The organism is Pseudomonas sp. BF-B-15 (assembly GCF_019946675.1).
GTDB lineage: Bacteria > Pseudomonadota > Gammaproteobacteria > Pseudomonadales > Pseudomonadaceae > Aquipseudomonas > Aquipseudomonas migulae.
Genome location: NZ_JAGYFZ010000004.1, coordinates 20286 through 41410, shown reverse-complemented (window position 1 = coordinate 41410; position 21125 = coordinate 20286). Strand labels below are relative to the sequence as shown.

The 21125-nt window shown below is 55.8% G+C and carries 19 protein-coding genes; 14 read left to right on the top strand and 5 right to left on the bottom strand.

Annotated features, from left to right (window positions below; all coding sequences use genetic code 11):
- Positions 1–41 precede the first annotated feature (41 nt).
- The 8 genes from KGA97_RS02315 (at position 42) to KGA97_RS02280 (ending at position 8080) form a co-directional block, all read left to right on the top strand.
- Entirely contained in the window at positions 42–959 is a 918-nt protein-coding gene (locus KGA97_RS02315) for a LysR family transcriptional regulator (protein ID WP_223434846.1), read from the top strand.
- Between the two features lie 89 nt (positions 960–1048).
- Positions 1049–1693: a DsbA family protein gene (locus tag KGA97_RS02310; protein WP_223480154.1), complete on the top strand. Its 645-nt coding sequence runs from the start codon at positions 1049–1051 to the stop codon at positions 1691–1693.
- 67 nt (positions 1694–1760) lie between these two features.
- Positions 1761–2480: a TetR/AcrR family transcriptional regulator gene (locus KGA97_RS02305; protein ID WP_223480153.1), complete on the top strand. Its 720-nt coding sequence runs from the start codon at positions 1761–1763 to the stop codon at positions 2478–2480.
- A 305-nt stretch (positions 2481–2785) separates the two neighbouring features.
- Complete coding sequence (locus KGA97_RS02300) at positions 2786–3268, top strand: VOC family protein (protein WP_223434848.1); 483 nt, start codon at positions 2786–2788, stop codon at positions 3266–3268.
- A complete protein-coding gene (locus tag KGA97_RS02295) occupies positions 3265–4485 on the top strand; it encodes an FAD binding domain-containing protein (protein WP_223480152.1) in 1221 nt (406 codons plus the stop codon). The genes KGA97_RS02300 and KGA97_RS02295 overlap by 4 nt, the downstream gene beginning before the upstream one ends.
- 31 nt (positions 4486–4516) lie before the next feature.
- A complete protein-coding gene (locus tag KGA97_RS02290; protein WP_008037511.1) occupies positions 4517–4879 on the top strand; it encodes a DUF485 domain-containing protein in 363 nt (120 codons plus the stop codon).
- The gene (locus tag KGA97_RS02285; RefSeq protein WP_008037510.1) at positions 4876–6531 is read left to right on the top strand and encodes a cation acetate symporter; all 1656 of its coding nucleotides are present in this window, start codon (positions 4876–4878) and stop codon (positions 6529–6531) included. Before KGA97_RS02290 ends, KGA97_RS02285 begins: the two co-directional genes overlap by 4 nt.
- Positions 6532–6742: 211 nt before the next feature.
- A complete protein-coding gene (locus tag KGA97_RS02280; RefSeq protein ID WP_032832366.1) occupies positions 6743–8080 on the top strand; it encodes an OprD family porin in 1338 nt (445 codons plus the stop codon).
- Positions 8081–8300: 220 nt separating this feature from the next.
- Here KGA97_RS02280 and KGA97_RS02275 read toward each other — a convergent pair whose 3' ends face one another.
- The 3 genes from KGA97_RS02275 to KGA97_RS02265 are packed head-to-tail and all read right to left on the bottom strand — an operon-like array spanning position 8301 to position 12288.
- On the bottom strand, positions 8301–10556 hold the full coding sequence (locus KGA97_RS02275) for a xanthine dehydrogenase family protein molybdopterin-binding subunit (RefSeq protein ID WP_223480151.1): 2256 nt from the start codon (positions 10554–10556) through the stop codon (positions 8301–8303).
- Positions 10553–11017, bottom strand: a complete 465-nt coding sequence (locus tag KGA97_RS02270) for a (2Fe-2S)-binding protein (protein WP_008037507.1) — start codon at positions 11015–11017, stop codon at positions 10553–10555. The genes KGA97_RS02275 and KGA97_RS02270 overlap by 4 nt, the downstream gene beginning before the upstream one ends.
- Positions 11014–12288 (bottom strand): c-type cytochrome, encoded by a 1275-nt coding sequence (locus KGA97_RS02265; RefSeq protein WP_223480150.1) that lies wholly within the window; start codon positions 12286–12288, stop codon positions 11014–11016. Before KGA97_RS02265 ends, KGA97_RS02270 begins: the two co-directional genes overlap by 4 nt.
- 244 nt (positions 12289–12532) lie before the next feature.
- On the opposite strand from KGA97_RS02265, the gene KGA97_RS02260 reads away from it, so the two are divergent.
- The 4 genes from KGA97_RS02260 (at position 12533) to KGA97_RS02245 (ending at position 16548) form a co-directional block, all read left to right on the top strand.
- Positions 12533–13450, top strand: a complete 918-nt coding sequence (locus KGA97_RS02260; RefSeq protein WP_223480149.1) for a LysR family transcriptional regulator — start codon at positions 12533–12535, stop codon at positions 13448–13450.
- 112 nt (positions 13451–13562) lie between these two features.
- The gene (locus tag KGA97_RS02255; protein WP_008037502.1) at positions 13563–14207 is read left to right on the top strand and encodes a DsbA family oxidoreductase; all 645 of its coding nucleotides are present in this window, start codon (positions 13563–13565) and stop codon (positions 14205–14207) included.
- A 37-nt stretch (positions 14208–14244) separates the two neighbouring features.
- A complete protein-coding gene (locus KGA97_RS02250) occupies positions 14245–15357 on the top strand; it encodes an alkene reductase (protein WP_207286470.1) in 1113 nt (370 codons plus the stop codon).
- A 54-nt stretch (positions 15358–15411) separates the two neighbouring features.
- Positions 15412–16548 carry an FAD binding domain-containing protein gene (locus KGA97_RS02245; RefSeq protein ID WP_223480148.1) on the top strand — a complete coding sequence of 379 codons (1137 nt, stop codon included), beginning with the start codon at positions 15412–15414 and terminating at the stop codon, positions 16546–16548.
- Positions 16549–16690: 142 nt separating this feature from the next.
- Here the strand turns inward: KGA97_RS02245 and KGA97_RS02240 are convergent, their stop codons facing one another.
- Both KGA97_RS02240 and KGA97_RS02235 read right to left on the bottom strand, forming a co-directional pair.
- Entirely contained in the window at positions 16691–16948 is a 258-nt protein-coding gene (locus KGA97_RS02240) for a DUF2790 domain-containing protein (protein WP_223434853.1), read from the bottom strand.
- Positions 16949–17240: 292 nt separating this feature from the next.
- A complete protein-coding gene (locus KGA97_RS02235) occupies positions 17241–18362 on the bottom strand; it encodes an amidohydrolase family protein (protein ID WP_219739999.1) in 1122 nt (373 codons plus the stop codon).
- 410 nt (positions 18363–18772) lie between these two features.
- Between KGA97_RS02235 and KGA97_RS02230 the strand changes: the two genes are divergently transcribed.
- Positions 18773–19672 (top strand): LysR family transcriptional regulator, encoded by a 900-nt coding sequence (locus KGA97_RS02230; RefSeq protein WP_223480147.1) that lies wholly within the window; start codon positions 18773–18775, stop codon positions 19670–19672.
- A gap of 319 nt (positions 19673–19991) precedes the next feature.
- On the top strand, positions 19992–21125 hold the full coding sequence (locus KGA97_RS02225; protein ID WP_223480146.1) for an efflux RND transporter periplasmic adaptor subunit: 1134 nt from the start codon (positions 19992–19994) through the stop codon (positions 21123–21125).

Here is a 21125-nt window from a genome sequence, read left to right as displayed (position 1 = left end):
CGCAATGCCCAAGATGAGAACGGGGATAGTCGAGGAGTGTCATGGACAAGTTGCTCGCATTGAAAATGTTCGTCCAGGCTGTGGATTCGAAGGGCTTTTCTTCCGCTGCTCGACAGTTGGGCCTGGCGACGTCTTCCGTGACCCGGATGATCGACGGGCTTGAGGCTGAGCTGGGCGCTGTCCTGCTTAACCGTTCCACGCGGCAAATCTCATTGTCAGATGCCGGGGCCGCCTACTACTTGAAAGCGCGGGAGGTGTTGAACGCTGTAGCCGAAGCGGATGCTTCGGTCACTGACCGTGGGGAAGTCCCCGCAGGGCATCTTCGTATTTCCGTACCTGTGGCACTGGGACGTCGTCTGATTGCGCCGCATATCGCCGCGCTTTTGAAGCGTTACCCGCAACTCGTGTTGGACATGACGCTTTCAGACGACATTGTTGAGTTGTTGGGTGAGCGCGTCGATCTATCGATCCGGTTGGGCTCCGCAGCAACAATGGACGGTGTAGTCAGTCGTCCTGTCGGTCATTTCAGTCGTAGGGTGGTTGCCAGTTCCGAGTACCTGAATGCGCATGGTTTCCCCGAACATCCTATGGACCTCATGCAGCACGAATGCATGCGCTTTAGTTATGGCCAAAAGCAACAGGTTTGGAGTTTCTTAAAGTCCGGTGAGAAGACTCGAGTCCCTATTGAAGGCCGCTTTAAAAGCAACAATGCGGAGGTTTTGCGCGAGGTCGCGCTGGCGGGCGGAGGGGTGGCTCTTTTACCTGATTGGCTCGTCAACGATGATATTGGTAGCGGTCACCTGACGTCATTGTTCGAGTCTTTTGTTGTCAATCCGAACGACGCGAGTTCGGTTATCTCTGCGCTGTATCTCCCCAATCATCGCGGCTCCAGGCGCGTCAATGCATTTATCGATTTCATCAGCGAGTTGCTCGGGCCTGAGGGCTTGCCAGTGAGCTGATCTCGTTACCGTTGATTAATTTAAAGCGTTGGATTTCGACGTAATGGACCACTTTCGCTGTGTAGATACAGCAGACCCGGGAGGTTTGAATGAGCGCCGCAACATTGCATTACGTGTACGACCCGTTCTGTGGCTGGTGCTATGGAGCGGCACCAATGATCACGGCGGCCACCACGATTCCTGGCCTGGAAATTCAGGCTCATGGTGTAGGCATGTTATCGGGAGACAAAAGCAAGTTTGTGTCGGGTGAGTGGCGCGATTTTGTTCGTCCCCACGAAGCTCGGATTACCGCGTTCAGCAAACAAACCTTCGCAGACGCTTACGTCCAGGGCGTACTCGACCATGAAAACGTTTACCTGGACTCTTCACCGCCCATTGCAGCCATGATGACGGCTCAACAGCTGTCAGGACGCGGCATTGAAATGCTCAAGCGTTTGCAAGTCGCGTACTACCAGGAGGGACGGGCCATTGCTGACCGTGGGGTGATTGCCGACATTGCCGGCGAGCTTGGCTTTGAATCAGATACGTTTATGGCGGCTTTTGATTCGGTCACCGCAGACTCATTGCAGGATCATCTTGAGCGCAGTAACGGGATGCTGGAAGCCCTGAGTGCGCGTGGCTTTCCAGCATTTGCGCTGGAAATCGATGGTGAGATGGAAGTGTTGGCCATGGGGCATTATTTAAGTCGACCCACATTGTTCAAGACGGATATTGAAAGCCGCCTGGCCAAATAGGTGTGGTTCATAGCCAGCACATTCTTTTGTTTTGTATGATGCCTGAATGAAGCTCTAGTGAGGCGTTATGCAAGACTCAAAAAATGTGGACGAGAACGAGCCAGGCAAGTCAAAAGACTCCGCAAGCCTCGTCAAATCGACGACTCGACGCCTTTCGCCAGAGGTCAGGGAAAAGCAGATTGTGCAGAAAGCCATCGAGCATTTTGCGACGTGCGGATTCTCGGGGAGCACCCGTGAGCTGGCGCGACAACTTGATGTTACCCAGCCTTTACTCTATCGATATTTCCCTAGCAAAGAGGCGCTGATAGATCGCGTGTACGACGAGGTGTACCAGTGGGATACCTCGTGGGAAGCGATGATCAAGGATCGCTCGGAACCCCTTCAGTCTCGTCTGGTTCGTTTCTATACCTCATACGCAGGGGTGATTCTGCGGCGGGAATGGATTCGTATCTTCGTTTTCGCCGGGCTGACACGTGAAGGTATCAACGATCGGTATCTCGCCAAATTGCGTGAGCGAGTCTTCATTCCTGTCATCGCAGAGATTCGCCATGCTCATGGATTGGCACCCTCCTCAGGCGAAACGATCAATGACAAAGAGCTGGAATTGATCTGGAGTTTGCATGCCAGCATTTTCTATATCGGCGTGCGCAAATGGATTTACGATCTTCCAGTAACTGAGGACATTGATGCGCTGATCGAGCAGATGGTCGATGCATTCCTTAACGGCAGTCCCCACGTATTGCAACAAGTCGATAACGACCTCGGCGAGAAGCCTGGCTTGAATTGACCGGCTTCAATTTGAGTTGGTTTTTCTGCTTTATCCGCCCGCTGATCTTTTGCTTTGCCTCTCTTTTTTGTCGACCACTCATCACCTGTTTCAGTCTTCAGCTGATCAGGTGGTAGGGGGCGTACGCATGTCATTTTGCCCTGAAAAGCCCTTTCCCAACGCTTGAAACCCGCTTCCCCTTTGCGCCGCCATGACGTGGTTCAGGCCAGCCCTCAAAAATTTGACCCATCGGCTATTTACTTCAATTTCGTCAGGACGTATTGTTTATCGAGTGATAAATAAATACAAAAAACGTTGGAGGCACCATGCAAGTCCTGAAGCTCGCTCATTACTCGATCCGGTCGTTCGACCTGGAGAAGTCCAGCCGATTTTATGAAAGGGTGCTCGGTTTTACCCCTGGCTATCGGCCGCCGTTCGATTTTCCTGGCGTTTGGTTGTACATGGGAGGAGATGAGGAGGACTTTGGCACGGTCCACATTATCGGGATTGACCCTTCCAACCCCGAAGGTCTGAAGAACTACCTCGGCGATAAAGAAATCCCGCTGACAGGCACTGGAACCGTTGACCACATCGCCTTTCTGGTCACTGGCCTGGTTGCATTCTGGAGCGTCTTCAAGGCCGAAGGCATTGCCTGGCGTGATCGCACCGTTCCGAGCCTCGGCCTGCATCAGGTTTTCATCGAAGATCCGTCAGGTGTCACCATCGAGCTCAATTTTCCAGCCTCCGAGATTGAAGCGGTTGGTTCTTACGCCTCCCATGTAGCTGCCACTGTGGGAGAGCGGCCATGATCAATACGTTGAATAAACCCCGCGCTATTGTCGTGGGCGGTTCGCTGGGTGGCCTGTTTGCAGCAAATATGCTGTTACGCAAAGGTTGGGATGTTGAGGTTTTCGAACGTGTTCCGGATGAACTCGCTGGACGAGGCGCCGGGATCGTTACCCACCCTGAATTGTTCGAGGCGATGGCCGCTGCGGGAATTCCCCTCGATGCATCTGTCGGTATCAATGTGCTTTCGCGTGTCACGTTGGCCCAGGATGGCGATGTGGTACTTGAAAACGCGCTCCCACAGACGTTGACCGCGTGGGGGAAAATGTACCAGGTTCTTCGCGCCGCATTTCCGGACTCGCTTTACCGCAGCGGTGGTAGCGTCATCTCGGTTGAAAGCACTGACACGCATGCCAGCGTCACGTTGGCCGATGGCACAACTCATCAAGCGGACGTCATTATTGCCGCTGATGGATTTCGGTCGACAATCCGCCAGCATTTTTTACCTGACGTACACCTGCAATACGCTGGATATATCGCATGGCGTGGGTTAGTCGATGAAAGTGCGCTATCGGACTCTGCCCACGCAGCGCTATTCGATAAATTCGCTTTTTGTTTGCCGCCACACGAGCAGATCCTGGGGTATCCAGTTGCCGGGCACTCCAACAGCACTCTTGTAGGCGAACGCCGTTATAACTTCGTGTGGTACCGCACCAGTGACGACGACGATTTGCGCGATTTGTTGAGGGACGAAAGCGGGAAACAATTTGAAGGTGGAATTCCTCCGGCGCTGATACGTCGTGATGTGCTCGACACTATGTACCAGTCCGCCGAGACATTACTTGCCCCGCAGTTCGCCGAAGTTGTAAAGAAAGCCGCGCAACCTTTATTCCAGCCCATTTACGACCTGGAAGTACCGAAGATGAATTTCGGGCGTGTCGCTTTGCTTGGCGACGCGGCATTTGTGGCGCGTCCCCATTGTGGAATGGGTGTTACCAAGGCCGCCGGTGATGCGTTGGCAATCGTCGAAGCACTTGAGCGACATGCATCCGTCGAAGAGGCATTGGCGGACTATAGCGAGCAACGCTGTCGTTTCGGGGCGTCGATTGTTCAGCATGCCAGGCATTTGGGTGCGTATATGCAGGCGCAACTGAAAAGCGAGGAAGAGCGCGAAATGGCTGAGTTGTACCGAACCCCGGAAGCCGTAATGCGCGAGACAGCGGTGCCCGTGAAGTTTTAATACAGCCAAAAGCCCTTTGCAGGAGACAACCATGGAACATGCATATCCGCAAGACGGTGGCTCGGCCCTGTCCGCTGAACAGGTTGATAACGCTATTCAAAACCCGATTCTCGAAAATCCGGAGTTTCGTGCTTTGGTAAAACAGCGACGGATATTTTCGTGGAGTATGACTGCCCTGATGTTGGCAGTTTATTTCGGATTTATTCTTTCTCTAGCCTTTATACCGGCCCGTTTGGGTACACCTATCATCGAAGGGCAACCGATGACATGGGGCGTTCCAATTGGCTTTGGAATGCTCGCCTTCACGATTCTTCTCGTTGCTGTCTACGTATGGCGAACTAATACCTGCTACGACCCTAAAATAAAAACAATCATCAGGAGCTTCAACAAATGAAGCGTCTACTTATTGCAGTCTCAGCCATCCTGGCGTCGGTAGCGGTATACGCTGCCGACGCTCCGAGCACAGTCCACAAACATAACCCCATTGCCATCGGCATGTTTCTAGCGTTTGTTATTTTTACTCTGTTTGTCACACGATGGGCCGCACGTAAAAACAATAGCGTTGCCGATCACTATGCCGCAGGCGGAAAAATTACCGGCTTCCAAAATGGTTGGGCCATCGCCGGAGACTATATGTCCGCGGCGTCTTTGCTGGGTATCTCCGCGTTGGTGTTTACCAGCGGTTTTGATGGACTGATCTACTCAATCGGTTTCCTTGCAAGCTGGCCGATCATTCTGTTCCTGATTGCCGAGCCATTACGCAATCTAGGTCGCTACACGCTGGCGGACGTACTGTCCTATCGCCTGAAACAACGACCCATAAGAGCGTTTGCGGCGTCCAGTTCGATCGTGATCGTTCTGCTTTATCTGGTTTCTCAGCTGGTAGGCGCTGGAAAGCTGGTGGAATTGCTGTTCGGTTTCGATTACACCGCCGCTGTGCTTCTCGTCGGTACGCTAATGGTCATCTATGTTTTCTTTGGCGGGATGCTGGCAACCACCTGGATTCAGATCATCAAGGCAGTCTTACTGCTGACTGGCTGTGTCTTCATGGCTTTCATGGTCTTGTCCGAATTCGGATTCAGCCTGAACCAGCTGTTCACTCAAGCTACCCAAGTGCATCCATCCCATGTAGCAATCATGAGTCCAGGAGGGCTGATTACTGACCCTGTGTCTGCGATTTCCCTGGGGCTGGCATTAGTCTTCGGTACGGCAGGTCTTCCACATATTCTCATGCGGTTCTTCACCGTCGGTAACGTCAAGGCTGCACGCCAAAGTATTCTTTATGCCACCGGTCTTGTCGGCATAGGGTACGCACTGATCGTCATCATCGGTTTCGGCACCATCGCCCTGGTTGCCAGCAATCCTGCCTATCATGATGCGTCAGGTGGAATATTGGGTGGCGTTAATATGGTTGCGATTCACCTCGCACATAACGTCGGCGGCAATGTCTTCCTCGGGTTTATGTGTGCGGTATCGTTCTCGACAATATTGGCAGTAGTGGCAGGGTTGACCCTTGCAGGCTCGTCTGCCGTTTCTCATGATCTTTATGCACATGCCTTGCGCCGTGGTACCGCAAGCGACCGTGAAGAAATGCGCGTCTCTCGTGTTACAACCATCGTGCTGGGTGTGTTGTCGATTCTGCTGGCGATTGCTTTCGAGAAACAGAACATCGCATTTATTGTGAGCTTAACGTTCTCCATCGCCGCAAGTTCCAATTTTCCAGTGCTGTTGTTGTCGATTTACTGGAAGGGTTTAACGACGCGTGGCGCCGTGATTGGCGGATCGTTGGGGCTGGTGTCTGCAATTACCCTGTGCATTCTCAGTCCTACTGTTTGGGTCAAGATTCTCCATCATCAGCAAGCCTGGTTCCCGTATGAATACCCGGCCCTGTTCTCAATGGCTGTCGCATTTATCGGTATTTTCTGGTTCTCCATTACTGATCGTTCCGCCAGCGCTGTAGTTGAACGCAGTCGATTCGAAAATCAGTTGGTCGATACGGAGTTGGGTACGCCGGCAACATGGAAGGCGCAACTTAAAGCTGATTAAGCCAGATGATGGCTGTCTGCATTAAATAACTACAAGTTTCTGCATGAACGTGTAGCTCCTGCAACGCTGGTCGCGAGAAGTTGAATTTTAATAAGCGAACTATGGTTTGGCTGTGTGCTTCTCGCGCACCATAAGCTGTCGGAATACCTACGTCTGGAAAGTCGCTTAATAGTTCATACAAAAATAACAAATTAAACTTGGGTGAAAATAAATGAAGTGTACTTTTGCTGTTGCGGCAGCCATGTGTGTATTGGCGCAGCAAGCCCATGCGGCTGGTTTTGTCGATGATAGTAAGGCTGCGATTAAACTGCGTAACTTCTATATCAATAGCGATTACCGAGACTCGGCAACACCCGCTCAGAAAGCAGCCAACCAGAGTTATCAAGCGGAGTGGGGGCAAGCCTTTCAACTCGAATTCATCTCGGGTTATACCCCGGGGCCTGTAGGTTTTGGTGTTGATGCGTTGGGCATGCTGGGCGTCAGGCTGGATTCAAGCGCCGGTAAACATGGCAATCCGACGGGTACGAACTACGGTGGCGTGGTATTTCCAAGTGACGGCGACCATGCGGTTGACGATTTCTCCAACTTGGGGCTGACCGGGAAAATGAAAATATCCAAGACCGAACTGAAGCTTGGAACTCTGGTCCCAAAACTGCCGGTGATCTTCAGCAATGACGGGCGTTTGTTGCCTCAAACCTGGCAAGGAACCCAGGTTTCTTCGGCCGACATCAAAGACCTGACCTTGATCGGTGGGCAAATTGAAGAGGTGAAGGGGCGCAACTCCAGCAACAATGAAAATATGTCCATTGCAGGCGCCAATAATGCGGTCACTGGCCGCTTCAGTAATAAATTCATTTACGCCGGTGGCGATTACAAGCTGACTAAAGATCTAACCTTGCAGTACTACTACGGCAATCTCAAAGATTTTTATAAGCAGAATTTTCTTGGCCTGATTCACAACTGGGCAATCGGACCTGGTGTGCTGACCAGTGATGTTCGATACTTTAATAGCAAGGATGATGGTGCAAACGGCCATGATCCTGCGTATTTTACGACGGGCTACTATGGCGGTAACACGCTGAAAGGAAAAGTCGATAACGATTTGTACAGTGGGTTGTTTACCTACGCGGTTGCGGGTCACACTTTCGGAGCAGGCTATGAGGTCAGTGATGGGAAAAGTGACTTCCCTTATTTAAACCAGGGGGACGGCCCCACCACCTACACCATCACGGAAATGCAGGTTCAGAAGTTTGTTCGTGCTGGCGAGAAGTCGTGGCAAGCCCGTTACTCTTTTGACTTCGCAAAACTGGGTCTGCCTGGTGCGACGGCAGGTGTTGTGTATGTTAAAGGTAATGATATCAATACTGTCGCATCTAGCAATTCCAGCGAATGGGAACGTGATATTACGCTCGCCTATGTCGTGCAATCAGGCCCCTTCAAAGGCTTGGGCGTCATGTGGAAAAATGCAATGGTGCGGAATAATATCCCGAACGCCCGCCAACAAGACGAGAATCGCGTGATTATAAATTACCAGTTGGCATTGTTTTGATTTTTAAACGCAGGCGATAGTTTGTAGCGGAAACTATGCGGTGAGTCAGTGCTGTTGTGACTGGCCACTGTAACTGACAGGCAGCGCTTTAACAGGTGTTGCATGTACATGTCGTTCTCTTCCAACGGCATGTTTTTAAGTAGAGTAACGTTTCCCTTAGTTGGGGTAGGGCGGTGCAAGTGATCCTTCACCGCCCTTTTTTATTCTGCACGGGGGTCGTTCATGATCCCAGAGCATCCAGCCAACCACGTCGCGCCAACGGCAGATCGAGCAAGCGCTTGCCGACGGCATCACTGATGGCGTTGCCCAGCGCCGCGGCCATGGGGCCCTGGACGATTTCCGCCGCGCCGAGGAATGGCTGGCCGGGCTGATCAATCATGTGCACCTCGACCTGTTTCGGCAACTCGGGAAAACGCATGATCGGATAGCCGCTCCAGTCGAAGCTATGCATGCCGCTGGCGTCATAGAGGATTCGTTCATAGAGCGTCCAGCTGGCGGACTGAACGATGCCACCCTGGACCTGATTGAGTAGCCCATCGGGGCTGACTATTTGCCCCACATCGACGGCGGCCACCACCCGATCAATCGTCACTTGCCCGGTCTGTCGTTGCACATGCAGCTGCACGGCGATGGCGCAGTAACCCATGATGTTTTTATAGCGAGCGAAGGCGAAGCCGATTCCGCTGCCGGGGCCAGTTGCCTTTTGCGGCCAACCGAAGCTGCTGGCCACACGTTCCACCACTGCCCGTGCTCGTGGATCGCTCAAGTGATTGAGGCGAAATTGCACCGGGTCCACGGCGGCCTGCGCTGCCAGTTCATCGACAGTGCTCTCGATGGCGAACACGTTGATATGGGCGCCGAGCGAACGCATGGCCGAGGTCCTGAACGGCATGGTCAGAACGAAGTTCAGATCGACCTGCAGGTTGGGTATCTCGTACAACGGAACCGAGTTACGGTCGCCGTCACCCTCGGGCTGGGCAATAGGGATCGAAGGGGCTGGGGTGAAGGGCCTGGCCAACAGCCACGCCGGTAACAAGCGCCCGGCATTGACGATACGTTCGTTGTGCGGCGTGCTCCAGAGTTCGTATTTCCAGTCCCGAAGGCGCCCGCCGTCGTCCAGTCCTGCTTCCACTTCGGCAAGCATTGCCGAGCTGTAGGGCTCCCAAAGATTTTCCTGCTCGCGCATCCATTGCACCCGTATCGGCTTGCCGGGTATGGCCATGGCGATCAGCGCGGCATCGGCTGCGGCGTCATCCGCGCCGTTATGGCCATAGCAACCGGAGCCTTCGGCGTGGATGCAACGCACCTGTGCCACCGGCAGGCCGACCATCTCGGCGATGCCCATGCGCAGAGGATAGACGCCTTGAGTGTGAGTCCAGACAGTGAGTGTTCCGTCCTGAAACCAGGCCATTGCACACGACGGCCCGATGGAGCCGTGCATGAGGTATTGCTTGGTCACCCGTGCCTTGTAGGCGCGTGGCGCAGGTTGCGCGAGGTTGCCCTTGGCACTCACCGGGTAGCGTCGCGCTGGCAACTCGGTGAGGAGTTGATGGATATGTGTTGAGTCGGGCAGCGGATTACCTTCTGTCCAGCGGGCAGAGGCGTAGCCTTCGCGCATCGCTTTGACTGCCAGCCATTCATCGGTGGCGACCACGGCGAGGTAACTGCCGTTGCGGACCAGTTTCACCACTCCGGGGAGTTTTTTGAGGGCCGCCTCATCGATGTCCAGCAGCTGACTGCCGCGCCGGGGTGGGCGTATCACACGGGCATGCAGCATGTCGGGCAGACGCATGTCTTGCACATAAGCCGCACCGCCGCTGACCTTGGCTGGAATGTCCAGTCGAGGCAATGATGTGCCGATCAGTGTGAAGCTGCTGGCAGGCTTGAAGGGCGAGCTGGCCGATGCGAAGCGATGCAGTTGAACCCCGACAACCGCTTGCACGTAGGTCATGCTGCGACCTTGCGCATCGTAGATCACGGCGTCCCGCGTGCTCAGGCTGTCGACTTTCTGCTGCCATTGCCGTGCTGCGGATTCGAGTAATAGCTGACGCACCTGGGCCGCGGCGTTGAAAAGCGCAGTGCCGCTGTCGACGATTGTATGGCTGCCGGCGGTATAGCCTTCATTGGGTGTCAGCGCGGTGTCGGCGGTGAGAAAACGGATGAGCCCGGGCGACACTTCCAGGCGCTCGGCGGCGATCTGCAGGAGCGCCGTTTTGACGCCGGTACCCAGCTCCACTTTGCCGGTGTAGACGGTGATGCCATCTTTCGCGTCAATGCGGATCCAGGCGTCCAGATAGGGCGTGGCCCGCAGGCTGCCCGGCAGGTCAGGTGCCAGGATTTGCGTGCCCAAGGTGTCCACTTCGGTGTCGGCGAAGGCGCGCGGAATGCCTGGGAGCATCGCGAAACCCATCACCAACGTGCCATTGATCACGAAAGCACGGCGGCTCAGATTGACGTTTTGCGTCGAGGTTTTCATACCTTGGCTCCCTGCGCGATGACCGACTTGATAGCGGCGAGGATCCGCACATGGGTGCCGCAGCGACACAGGTTGGGTGCCATGTGGCGACGGATCGTTTCATCATCCGGATGAGGGTTGGCCTCCAACAAAGCCTGCGCCCGTACGATCATCCCCGCGATGCAATAACCGCACTGGGCCGCCTGTTCGTCGATAAAGGCCTTCTGCAACGGCCCCGGTTGGTCGGCGCTGCCCAGGCTCTCCACGGTGCGCACAGATTTTCCCGCCAGCGCGCCGCACGGTGTCAGGCATGAAAACACCGGTTTGTCGTCTACTAAAACCGTGCAGGCGCCGCACTGACCCAGGCCGCAGCCGTACTTGGCACCATTGAGCCCCACCTGGTTGCGCAAGGCATAAAGCAGCGGCATGTCTTGCGCAATGTCCAGTACATGAGTCTTGCCGTTGATGTCGAGTGTGATCACGGTTGCTGCTCCTGAGCCCGAATGCTCTTGATAGTTTTCTCCAGGTCCGTCCAGGGTCTGGTCGCGCAGCTGTCGGTGCGCAAATACTCGGCAATGGCGGCCAGATGGCTATCGTCGAGGTTGTGTGCAAAGGCCGGCATGTAGTGGCTGGGAGCGGCACTGGACATCGGGATGCCTTGCAGGATGGTTTGGATTAAATTGCGTGGTGAGTCCGCCGTTACTGCCGAAGTGCTGGCCAGAGCGGGCCTCGATTCAATGGCGCGCATCGGGGCGGCGGTGCCGTGGCAGCTCGCGCAGGCACCTTCGAATAACGAGGCGCCCAGAAGCGCCTTGGCACTGGGCTTTGCCTCAGAGGTACAGGGCGGCAACGTCGCATCCGGTGAGGTTTTCTTGAGGTCAAGAATGTACTGCGCGATGGCATGGGCATCTTCCTCCGGCATCTGCGCGATGCTCAGGCTGACCGGCAACATAGGGCCCGCTGCTGCGCCGTGTCCTTCGGCGACCTCGCCGGTCAGGTAGGCGACCAGTTGGGCTTCATTCCAGGGATGTTGCGCAGAGGCCATTGCGCGCAGGGCAGGGGCCGTCCAGCCGTCGACGATACCGCCGTTGAACAGCTCGCTGCTTTTCTCCCCGCCAATCAAATTCAGGGGCGAATGGCAGGATGAACAGTGTCCCGCGCCCTCGACCAGATAGCGTCCGCGGTTCCATTGCGCTGTTTGCCCGGGAAGTGTTTCCAGCGGATCCCCATGCAGGAACAGCAGGTTCCAGAAAGACACCAGCGGACGGAAATTCATGGGAAAGACCATATGGTTTTCCGGTGCGGTGTAGTTGACCGGGTCCACGCTCATCAGGAAGGCATAGGCATCCGCAATATCTGCATCGCTCATCTTTCGGTAATGCACGTAGGGGAACGCCGGATAGAGAAAATGGCCGTCGCGCGCGATGCCTTCACGCATGGCCCGTTCAAAGGCGTCCAGCGACCACTGGCCGATACCGGTTTCCCGGTCTGGGGTTATGTTGGTGGTGAAGAGTGTTCCGAAGGGCGTTACCAGCGGCAATCCTCCCGCCATGTAAGCGCCGCCAGGTCGTGTGTGGCAGACCGCACAATCGCCCGCTTCGACGACGCGTCGGCCTCTGTCCAGGGTCTCGCGATCTGCATTTTCGGGCGGGCTGACAGTGGCGATTTCCGGTCTCCACATCATCCAGAATGCAAACCCTATCCCCACGATGCCGATTGCCAGAACGGCACCGATGATCGTATTGCGCTTCATCGCCTTACCTCTCGAGCTCAGTTAACGACAGATTTTTCAATCCGCCGCGTGCGATTGGCGTACGGCGACTTTCTGTGGCGTGAGCTTAGAGAGGGCGGTTGTGATGGAGTACCCCATCAAGGCGCAACGCTACATTGCGCCCAGCGCAACGACGTCAGAATTAACAACCGTTAACTCGCGCCACTTGCGCGCTTGTCCAAAGATGGATCCTCAAGGAATGTACCGATGGCATTGAAGGAGTTTCATGGACAAGCTGCTCGCACTGAAAATGTTCATCCAGTCGGTAGATTCCAAGGGCTTTTCGGCGGCCGCCAGACAACTCAATCTGGCGACTTCTTCAGTGACCAGAATGATCGACAGGCTTGAGGGTGACCTCGGTGCCGTGCTGCTAAATCGCTCTACCCGGCAAGTCACGTTGACGGATGCCGGGAGCGCTTATTACTTGAAAGGCCGGGATATTCTGAATGCCATGGCGGAGGCTGACGAGTCGGTTTCGGATCGTGGTGAAGTGCCCGCAGGGCAGCTGCGTATTTCGGTCCCCGTGGCGTTTGGACACCGCCTCATCGCCCCTCATATCTCCACGCTTTTAGAGCGTTACCCAATGCTCATGCTGGATATGACGTTATCTGACGACATCGTCGATCTGCTCGGCGAAAGCATCGATCTATCGATCCGGATGGGGTCGCCGGCGGCGATGGAAGCTGTGGTCAGTCGCCGCATCGGCAGCTTTCGACGCCGGGTGGTCGCCAGTGCCGAGTACCTGAATGCTCGCGGACTTCCTGACCAACCCATGGACCTCATGCGATACGAGTGCATGTGCTTCAACTACGGTGCACCGCAGCAGGTCTGGACATTTACAGGCAAGGGACAAGCGATTCGCGTGCCCGTCGACGGGCAGTTCAAGAGCAACAATGCCGAGGTTTTGCGTGACGTGGTACTGGCCGGTAGCGGGGTGGCGCTTTTGCCCGATTGGCTGGTCAATGATGATATCGACAGTGGTCGATTGACGTCCTTGTTCGACGCTTTTGTCGTCAATCCGGACAGCGCAAGTTCGGCGATCTCGGCCCTGTACCTGCCCAACCACCGCGGCTCGAAACGTATCAATACGTTTATTGATTTCCTCAGTGAATTACTCGGATCGGAGTGTCAGCTCGTGAGCTGATCGCCCCACCTTTGCGTTTTGCGAAACGCAACGTTGTGCAGAAGGTGGATTCTCTGGCGGGGACCGGGCGCCTACCGTGGGGGTGTGAAAACATTCAACCACGGAGACTGCCATGAGTTTGCACTCATCCAAGATTCAGGTGACTTACGACTTCATCTGCCCATGGTGCTGGATCGGTGAGGAAAATCTCGAACGCGCGCTTGCCGCTTCGGATTATTCAGCTGACGGCCACATTACGTTCCTGCCTTATCAGTTGAACCCGGACATGCCTGTTCAGGGCATGGATCGTAAAGCCTACCGCTCTGGCAAGTTCGGCAGCTGGGCGCGTAGCCAGGCCATGGACGCACAGGTGACCCACGCCGGCAAGGCTGTCGGTCTGGAGTTCGATTACCAACGAGTCGAAAAAACCCCCAACACCTTGGCAGGGCATCGGCTGGTATGGCGAGAGCAACTGGCGGGTAGAGACGCTTCCCTCCTGATCAAGGCCATTTTCAAGGCGTACTTCAGCGAGGGGCGGGATATCGGCGACCTCAATGTGCTGGCCGACATCGCTGCCGAAACGGGGCTGGACCGGGGGGCTGTTGTCGACTTTCTCAGCACCGAGGAAGGCACCGCTGAAGTCCTGAAGCTGGAGGCCATAACCAAGGCCTCCGGTGTGCGCTCGGTACCGAGTATTCAGATCGCAGACGACGTCATCAGTGGTGCTCAGCCCATCGAAGTAATGATCCAGATACTAAGACGAAGCCAAGCGGCTTAAGCCGTTTTTTCAATCCCTATTCATTCAGGAAATCATCATGACTCATCACTTGTTCAGCCCGATCAAACTCGGCCTGCTCACCCTTGATCATCGCGTCGCCATGGCCCCTTTGACTCGCTCCCGTGCGGGCCAGCCTGGCAACGTACCGACCTCAATGAACGTCGAGTACTACCGTCAGCGTGCCAGTGCCGCGTTGATCATCACCGAGGCTACGCAGATTTCGCAGCAGGGGCAGGGTTACGCCTGGACGCCCGGCATCCATAGCGACGAGCAGATTCAGGGCTGGAAAGCTGTCAGCGAAGCCGTGCACGCAGAAGGCGGGCGCATCTTCCTGCAGCTCTGGCATGTGGGGCGGGTGTCGCACCCGGTATTTCAACCTGACGGCGGCCTGCCGGTGGCACCGACCGCGCAACCGGTCCCCGGCAAGACGTTCATCCTGAATGAAAAGGGCGAGGGGGTCTGGGGTGATGTACCGGTTCCTCAGGAACTGGACATTCCAGGCATTGAAGCGATCGTCGCCGACTTCCGCAAGGCCGCTCGCAATGCACTTCTTGCCGGTATGGACGGTGTGGAGATTCACGCAGGCAATGGCTATCTGCTTGACCAATTTATCAACAGCGCCAGCAACCAGCGTAGCGATCGCTACGGTGGAAGTATCGAAAACCGCGCGCGGCTACTGCTCGAAGTCGTGCAAGCCGTGACCGAAGAAATAGGCGCCGAACGTGTTGCTGTGCGCCTGACACCGATGGGGCGTTTCATGGGCATGGGCGATGACACTCCGGAACAGACCTTTGGCTACATCGCATCCCGGCTCAATCACTGGAATCTCGCTTACCTGCACCTGGTAGAACCGATGATGGTCGGCACGGTGCTCGACGAAAGTAACGATCCCCGCTGGGACGCCATCATCAAGCAGCTGCGTACTGACTTCCATGGCGTTCTGATGCTGGCGGGTGGTTACACCGGCGAAACGGCCGAGCAGGCCATCGCGCAGGGGCGTGCCGACCTCATCGCTTTTGGTCGCCCGTTCATTGCCAACCCCGACTTGCCAGCGCGTTTGCGTGGCCGTACCGAACTCAATCCGGCGGACGGCAACAGCTTTTTTGGCGGCGACGCCAAGGGGTACATCGACTATCCGGTGTTGGCATAACGCAACGTCGAATCCAGAGGCTGTGGGAATCACCCTGCTACGAGGAGAGAGGTAATGAAGAGTTCAGGCGTTCCGAAGGCCTTGGTCATTGGTGGTTCCCTGGGAGGACTGTTCGCCGCCACGGCGTTGCGTGCGATTGGCTGGCACGTCGATATTTTCGAGCGATCCCCCGCGGCGATGGATAGCCGTGGTGGAGGCATTGTTCTGCAAGCAGATGTTCTTCAGCATTTTCGCTATGCCGGAATCAAACCTGCCAATGCACTTGGGGTCCGCTCCCATGATCGTCTGTATTTGAATCGAGCTGGCACCGTCGTGCATAAAGAGCCGATGCCGCAAACTCAGACGTCCTGGAACACGCTCTACAACTCATTGTTCTCTGCCTTTCCTGCCGAGCACTATCACCGTGGAAAGACGCTGGTTGATCTGACTCAAAATGAGCAACGAGTGACTGCGAATTTTGCAGATGGCAGCAGTGCTGAGGGAGACCTGCTGATTGGTGCCGATGGTGCGGGTTCAACCGTGCGAAGTCTGGTGTTGCCTGGTGCGCAATACACCTATTCGGGGTATGTAGTCTGGCGTGGTCTGGTTGATGAAGACGGACTTCCAGAGTTCGCCAAAGCGCAGCTTTACGAAGACTTTGTCTTTCAACAAGACCCTGAATCGTTGATGTTGGAATACATGGTGCCGGGCTTGAATGGCTCGGTTAATCCTGGCGAGCGACGGTTCAACTGGCTCTGGTATTTGAAAGCTGCCCAAGGCGCAGCATTAGATGCTGTGCTTACTGATAACAATGGTCATCGGCGTAGTCACTCCATTCCACCGGGAGCCTTGGCCGCTCAGCAGGATGCTTACCTGCGGGACATGGGTGAGCAGCATGCCAACCCGGCTTTTCGTGAACTGATTCGCCAGACCAAGGATATTTTCGTTCAAGCGATCCTTGATCTGAAAGTCCCCCAAATGGTGTTTGGTCGCGTGTTGCTGACTGGCGATGCCGCTTTTGTGCCGCGTCCTCATACGGCCGGCAGCACGGCCAAGGCCGCCCGCAATGCACTGTCCCTGGCTCAAGCGATCGACGACATTGGCGACATCGATAAAGGCTTGCTGGTCTGGCAGCAACTGCAACTTGCAGAAGGCAAGCGTATGGCGGATTGGGGGGTGAGAATGGGTGACCGGATCATGGGCATCAACTGATCCTGATTCAGCAGCTTTAACTGGATAAAGTTCGTTTACAGGCGGGGTGTTGTTGCCGTATTTCCAGTCTGGAATATAAAAAGAGGAGAAAGCTTCAGCTCGAAGCTTTCTCCTCTTTTTGGCATCTGCATGTTTTAAGGCATTAACCATTCAGGCAAGCGCTACCGAATATCTTGTATTGCAGGTCGTGCGTTGCGCCCTTGTGATCCACATACACCATGTGCGCATCCACCGGGCCGCAAGCGTTATTTGTGTCCTCGGCGGTAGTGATGTTGATGACTTTGGCGATATCCATGTGTTCGGAGTAGTTGTAGTGCTCAGGTTCAGGAGTGGCGACCTTGACGTTGGAAGCGCTTTGGGCGGAAGCGTAAACGCTGAACATCATGAGTGAGGCGAGCATTGCGTATTTCATGAGGGTGATTTCCAGAGGTTGTTTAAGAAGGAACTCTTTGTGTGCTTCTGGAGTTAATTGTGATGTCGAGCGTTAGTTTATAAAAATACCCAATTCAAATACCGGTAATTACCACAATTGATGTGTCACCAACGTGCCTGACAACAAGTGACTGATAAGTTGCATGATCGACAAAGCGCCAGGTATTGCTCACTTGTCCACTTCGTCATGAAGGCTTGAATCGGAGCAAAAAAAAAGGCCGGTCAGACCGGCCAAAGGGAAATTGAGTGTTTCGCTAAAGTTATCCGCGGAGTCCGAGGATTCTGGCCGCGTTTCCACCGAGCACTGCAGCCTTCTCGCGGGGGCCCAGACCTACGCTTTCTACAAAACGCACCGGTTGTTCGTATCCCATGTCGAAGCAGTAGTCGCTGCCCAGTACCAGATGGTCGATACCGACATTGGCGATCAAATAGTCCAGAACCGGCCCGGAGTGTGAAACGGTGTCGTAGCTGAATCGCGTCAAATAGCTGCTCGGCTTTTGAGCCAGGCGCCGCGTCTCTGGACGTGAATTCCAGCCTGCGTCGAGACGCCCGACGAGTATTGGCAATGCTCCACCGGCGTGGGGCAATGACACATGCAGCTGTGGGTATCGATCCAGTACTCCACCGAGAATCAGGTGTGAAGCCGCGATAGCGGTATCAAACGGGTTGCCCAGCAGGTTGCTCAGGTAATAGTTACTCAAGCGGCTGCCGCCAACCGTTTGTTGCGGGTGCAGGAACACTGGCAGTCCCAGCTGTTCAATGCGGGCAAAGACTGGTGCAAAGCGTGGATCGTCCAAGTCCAGACCGTTGATATTGGTGCCCATATAAACGCCCCGCACCCCGGGCAGTTCGGCTGTGCGTTCCAGCTCGATAATGGCGTCGTGCACATCCAGCATCGGCAACGTCGCCAGCACCACAAAACGCAGCGGGTGTTGGCGATGAACAGTTGACGCGGCATCGTTCCAGGCACGTGCCAGGCGAGCATTGAGTTGACGATCTGCCCAGTACACCATCGGCACGCTCAAGGACAGCGCCTGAACATCGACGCCTGCGCGATCCATGTCGAGCAAGCGCGCTTGCACATCGATAAATTTCAGGGGCAAAGGCCCTAATCCGCCAGCCGGGGTAGCGAAGCTGAATGAGTTCTCCTGGCGGGTATAGCTTCCACCGAAAGCTTTGCCATCACCGCCCAAGAGGTGCAAGAACTCTTCAGGATAGTAATGCGCATGGATGTCCACCGATCTCACCGGGATGTCGGCACCCCTCTTGATCGGCCCCGCCGAGGCGGGTACCAAACGGGTGACCAGCAGGCCGCCCGCAGTAGCTGCCATGATGCCTAGCAGTTGGCGACGGGTCTTCGAGAGACAGCAGGGACATTGCATGGTCAATCTCCTTTTTATTGTTTTTGTTGGGCGATGAACGCCGAGACGCCTTTATTGATCAGTCGATTACTTTTGAATTTTGATTATCAATCGATAAATTGAAATAATGCAAGGGGCTTCAATTGGCCCTCGTTCTCAATCGGAATCATGGGGGGAGCGTTGGTGGTGATGTACGTTCTGCTATAGTCGCGAGCTTACTGATCGCTCGATAAAAAGAAGTGGCAATGACTGACTCTACGTCTGATCCGATAGACGCGCTTGATTGGCGGAGTCGCCGCAAGAGCGACCGCGCAGGTAGTCAGAAGCCATGCAAGCCCAAACCCGCTACCGATTGAGCACAGCCATGCAAGACGCCCACCGCCTGGTCATGCACAGTCGTTACCTTTACTTTTCGATCTCGGAATCCGTTCATGGATAAGTTGCTGGCGCTCAAAATGTTTGTCGAAACGGTTCGCTGCGGTGGTTATTCGGCAGCGGCGCGCAAGCTCGGCATCTCCACTTCGTCAGTGACGCGACAGGTAGCCGGACTGGAAAGTGAGTTAGGCGCCAGCCTGCTTAACCGCACCACGCGCAACACCAGCGTCACGGTGGCGGGCCAGAACTATTTTGATAAAGCCGTGGCGATCCTCGAGGCCATCGACGAAGCCGATGCCGTCGTTACCGACCGCGGCAGTGAAGCCCAGGGGCGATTACGGGCCAGCGTCCCGGTGGAATTCGGCCGACGTATCATCGCTCCCCATCTGGGGCGGTTGCTTGAGCGCCATCCTGGCCTGGAGATCAGCCTTTCGCTGAGCGACGAGGTCAGTGACCTGCTCAGCGAGCAAATCGATGTGTCCGTGCGTCTTGGTTCATCGGTTGTCAGTGATGACATCGTCAGCAAGCGAGTCGGTGATTTCCAGCGTTGGGTGGTGGCAAGTCCCGAATACCTGACGCGTACCGGGCTGCCCCGGCACCCGCGTGACCTGTTGGAGCATCAGTGTCTGCGTTTTGATTACCGCACGGGTCACCACAATTGGACCTTTCAGGGCGACGAAGAAGTTATCCGCTTGAATGTGCAGGGACGGTTGCAAAGCAACAACGCCGACATTCTGCGCGAGGCGGCGTTGGCCGGTGGCGGGGTGACGCTGTTGGCCGATTGGCTGGTGCGTGACGACGTCAGCGCAGGTCGGCTCACGCGCGTGCTGGAGCAGTATGAGGTCAACCCTGGCAGTGCAAGCACCTGCATCAATGCGTTGTATCTGCCCAATCATCGTGGTTCCAGCCGCATCAATGTGTTCATAGAGTTTCTCAAGGAAATACTCGCCCCCTAAGCACGTCCTGTGCATTTGACCAGACGGCGTTGCGCGTCGCTTTTGACCGAATCGAAATGCCGGCCGATGCCATCGCGGCGCACAGCGTGCTGCCTTGATTGCGCGTTCGCGCAACAGCAGCGTTGCCGAATGCGCAACGAAGCCTTGCAGTGGGCAGCGATTCTCCCGGCGTGCCCGGGTTCGTAAAGTGATGCCCATCAACTGACCCCGGTCGTCAACGCGCCACCCCGCGGCACTGACAAATTTTTTCAATTGGAACTCGCCCCGATTCGGCCGGCTACGGCCCGCTATCGCCTGGCGAAAGTATGAGGAATGTCCCATGAAACCCCTGCAGACGGTTCCCTTGATCCTCTCGGCTCTGGCGCTGGCGGTCGTGCTCGCTGGCTGCAAGCAAGAGGCCCCCGCACAAGCTGTCACACCGCCACAGGTTGGTGTCGTGACGCTTCAATCACAAACGTACACAGTGCAAAGCGAGCTACCGGGGCGTACCGCGCCGTTCCGCGTTGCAGAAGTGCGGCCGCAAGTGGACGGTATCATCGAGCAGCGTCTGTTTGACGAGGGCAGTGAGGTGAAACCCGGACAGCCGCTGTACCGCATTGATCCATCACCGTACGAAGCAGACGTAGCCCGCGCCCGCGCATCGTTTCAACAGGCCCGTTCCCTCGCAGACCGTTATCGACAGCTGATCGGAGAAAAGGCGGTGAGCCGTCAAGAGTTCGAGGATGCACAGGCGCGACAACTGACGGCGGAGGCTGACCTCAAACGTGCCGAGATCAACCTGCGTTACACCCGTGTGCTCGCACCGATTGCTGGCCGCATCGGCCGCTCCAGCGTGACCGAAGGTGCGCTGGTGAACAACGGCCAGGCAGCGGCCATGGCATCGATTCAGCAACTCGACCCCATCTATGTCGATATCACCGAGTCATCTGCAAACCTGCTCAAACTGCGTGATGATCTCAAGCAAGGGCGCCTGGAGACGGCGGGGGCGGACGCCGCCGTGGTGAGCCTCGCGCTGGAAAATGGCAGTGCCTATGGACTGCCAGGGCGCTTGAAGTTTTCTGAGGTGTCAGTCGACCCCTCCACCGGTTCGGTGATCCTGCGCGCCGTGTTTCCCAACCCGGAGCACCTGCTACTCCCAGGCATGTTTGTGCGTGCAAAACTTCAGAGCGGCGTCCGACAAGCCGCCATCCTTGCTCCGCAGCAAGGGGTGACCCGCGACCTGAAGGGTAATCCCAGCGCACTGGTGGTCAGCGCTGATGGAACCGTTGAACAGCGTCCCCTGACGGCCAATCGCACAGTGGGCAACCAATGGCTGGTGGAGCGTGGCCTCGAAGCGGGCGATCGATTGATCACTGAAGGGCTGCAGTTCGTCAAGCCAGGCATGAAGGTCTCCGTGACTGCCGCGCAAAACGTGGCACCGGTGTTGGCCGGTGCCGTGGCTGGGGGGAACTGA

Excerpts from the sequence above, each read along its gene's own strand:
- KGA97_RS02315 (WP_223434846.1), top strand. The coding sequence starts at position 42 with ATGGACAAGTTGCTCGCATTGAAAATGTTCGTCCAGGCTGTGGATTCG.
- KGA97_RS02310 (WP_223480154.1), top strand. The coding sequence starts at position 1,049 with ATGAGCGCCGCAACATTGCATTACGTGTACGACCCGTTCTGTGGCTGG.
- KGA97_RS02305 (WP_223480153.1), top strand. The coding sequence starts at position 1,761 with ATGCAAGACTCAAAAAATGTGGACGAGAACGAGCCAGGCAAGTCAAAA.
- KGA97_RS02300 (WP_223434848.1), top strand. The coding sequence starts at position 2,786 with ATGCAAGTCCTGAAGCTCGCTCATTACTCGATCCGGTCGTTCGACCTG.
- KGA97_RS02295 (WP_223480152.1), top strand. The coding sequence starts at position 3,265 with ATGATCAATACGTTGAATAAACCCCGCGCTATTGTCGTGGGCGGTTCG.
- KGA97_RS02290 (WP_008037511.1), top strand. The coding sequence starts at position 4,517 with ATGGAACATGCATATCCGCAAGACGGTGGCTCGGCCCTGTCCGCTGAA.
- KGA97_RS02285 (WP_008037510.1), top strand. The coding sequence starts at position 4,876 with ATGAAGCGTCTACTTATTGCAGTCTCAGCCATCCTGGCGTCGGTAGCG.
- KGA97_RS02280 (WP_032832366.1), top strand. The coding sequence starts at position 6,743 with ATGAAGTGTACTTTTGCTGTTGCGGCAGCCATGTGTGTATTGGCGCAG.
- KGA97_RS02275 (WP_223480151.1), bottom strand. The coding sequence starts at position 10,556 with ATGAAAACCTCGACGCAAAACGTCAATCTGAGCCGCCGTGCTTTCGTG.
- KGA97_RS02265 (WP_223480150.1), bottom strand. The coding sequence starts at position 12,288 with ATGAAGCGCAATACGATCATCGGTGCCGTTCTGGCAATCGGCATCGTG.
- KGA97_RS02260 (WP_223480149.1), top strand. The coding sequence starts at position 12,533 with ATGGACAAGCTGCTCGCACTGAAAATGTTCATCCAGTCGGTAGATTCC.
- KGA97_RS02255 (WP_008037502.1), top strand. The coding sequence starts at position 13,563 with ATGAGTTTGCACTCATCCAAGATTCAGGTGACTTACGACTTCATCTGC.
- KGA97_RS02250 (WP_207286470.1), top strand. The coding sequence starts at position 14,245 with ATGACTCATCACTTGTTCAGCCCGATCAAACTCGGCCTGCTCACCCTT.
- KGA97_RS02245 (WP_223480148.1), top strand. The coding sequence starts at position 15,412 with ATGAAGAGTTCAGGCGTTCCGAAGGCCTTGGTCATTGGTGGTTCCCTG.
- KGA97_RS02240 (WP_223434853.1), bottom strand. The coding sequence starts at position 16,948 with ATGCTCGCCTCACTCATGATGTTCAGCGTTTACGCTTCCGCCCAAAGC.
- KGA97_RS02235 (WP_219739999.1), bottom strand. The coding sequence starts at position 18,362 with ATGCAATGTCCCTGCTGTCTCTCGAAGACCCGTCGCCAACTGCTAGGC.
- KGA97_RS02230 (WP_223480147.1), top strand. The coding sequence starts at position 18,773 with ATGGATAAGTTGCTGGCGCTCAAAATGTTTGTCGAAACGGTTCGCTGC.
- KGA97_RS02225 (WP_223480146.1), top strand. The coding sequence starts at position 19,992 with ATGAAACCCCTGCAGACGGTTCCCTTGATCCTCTCGGCTCTGGCGCTG.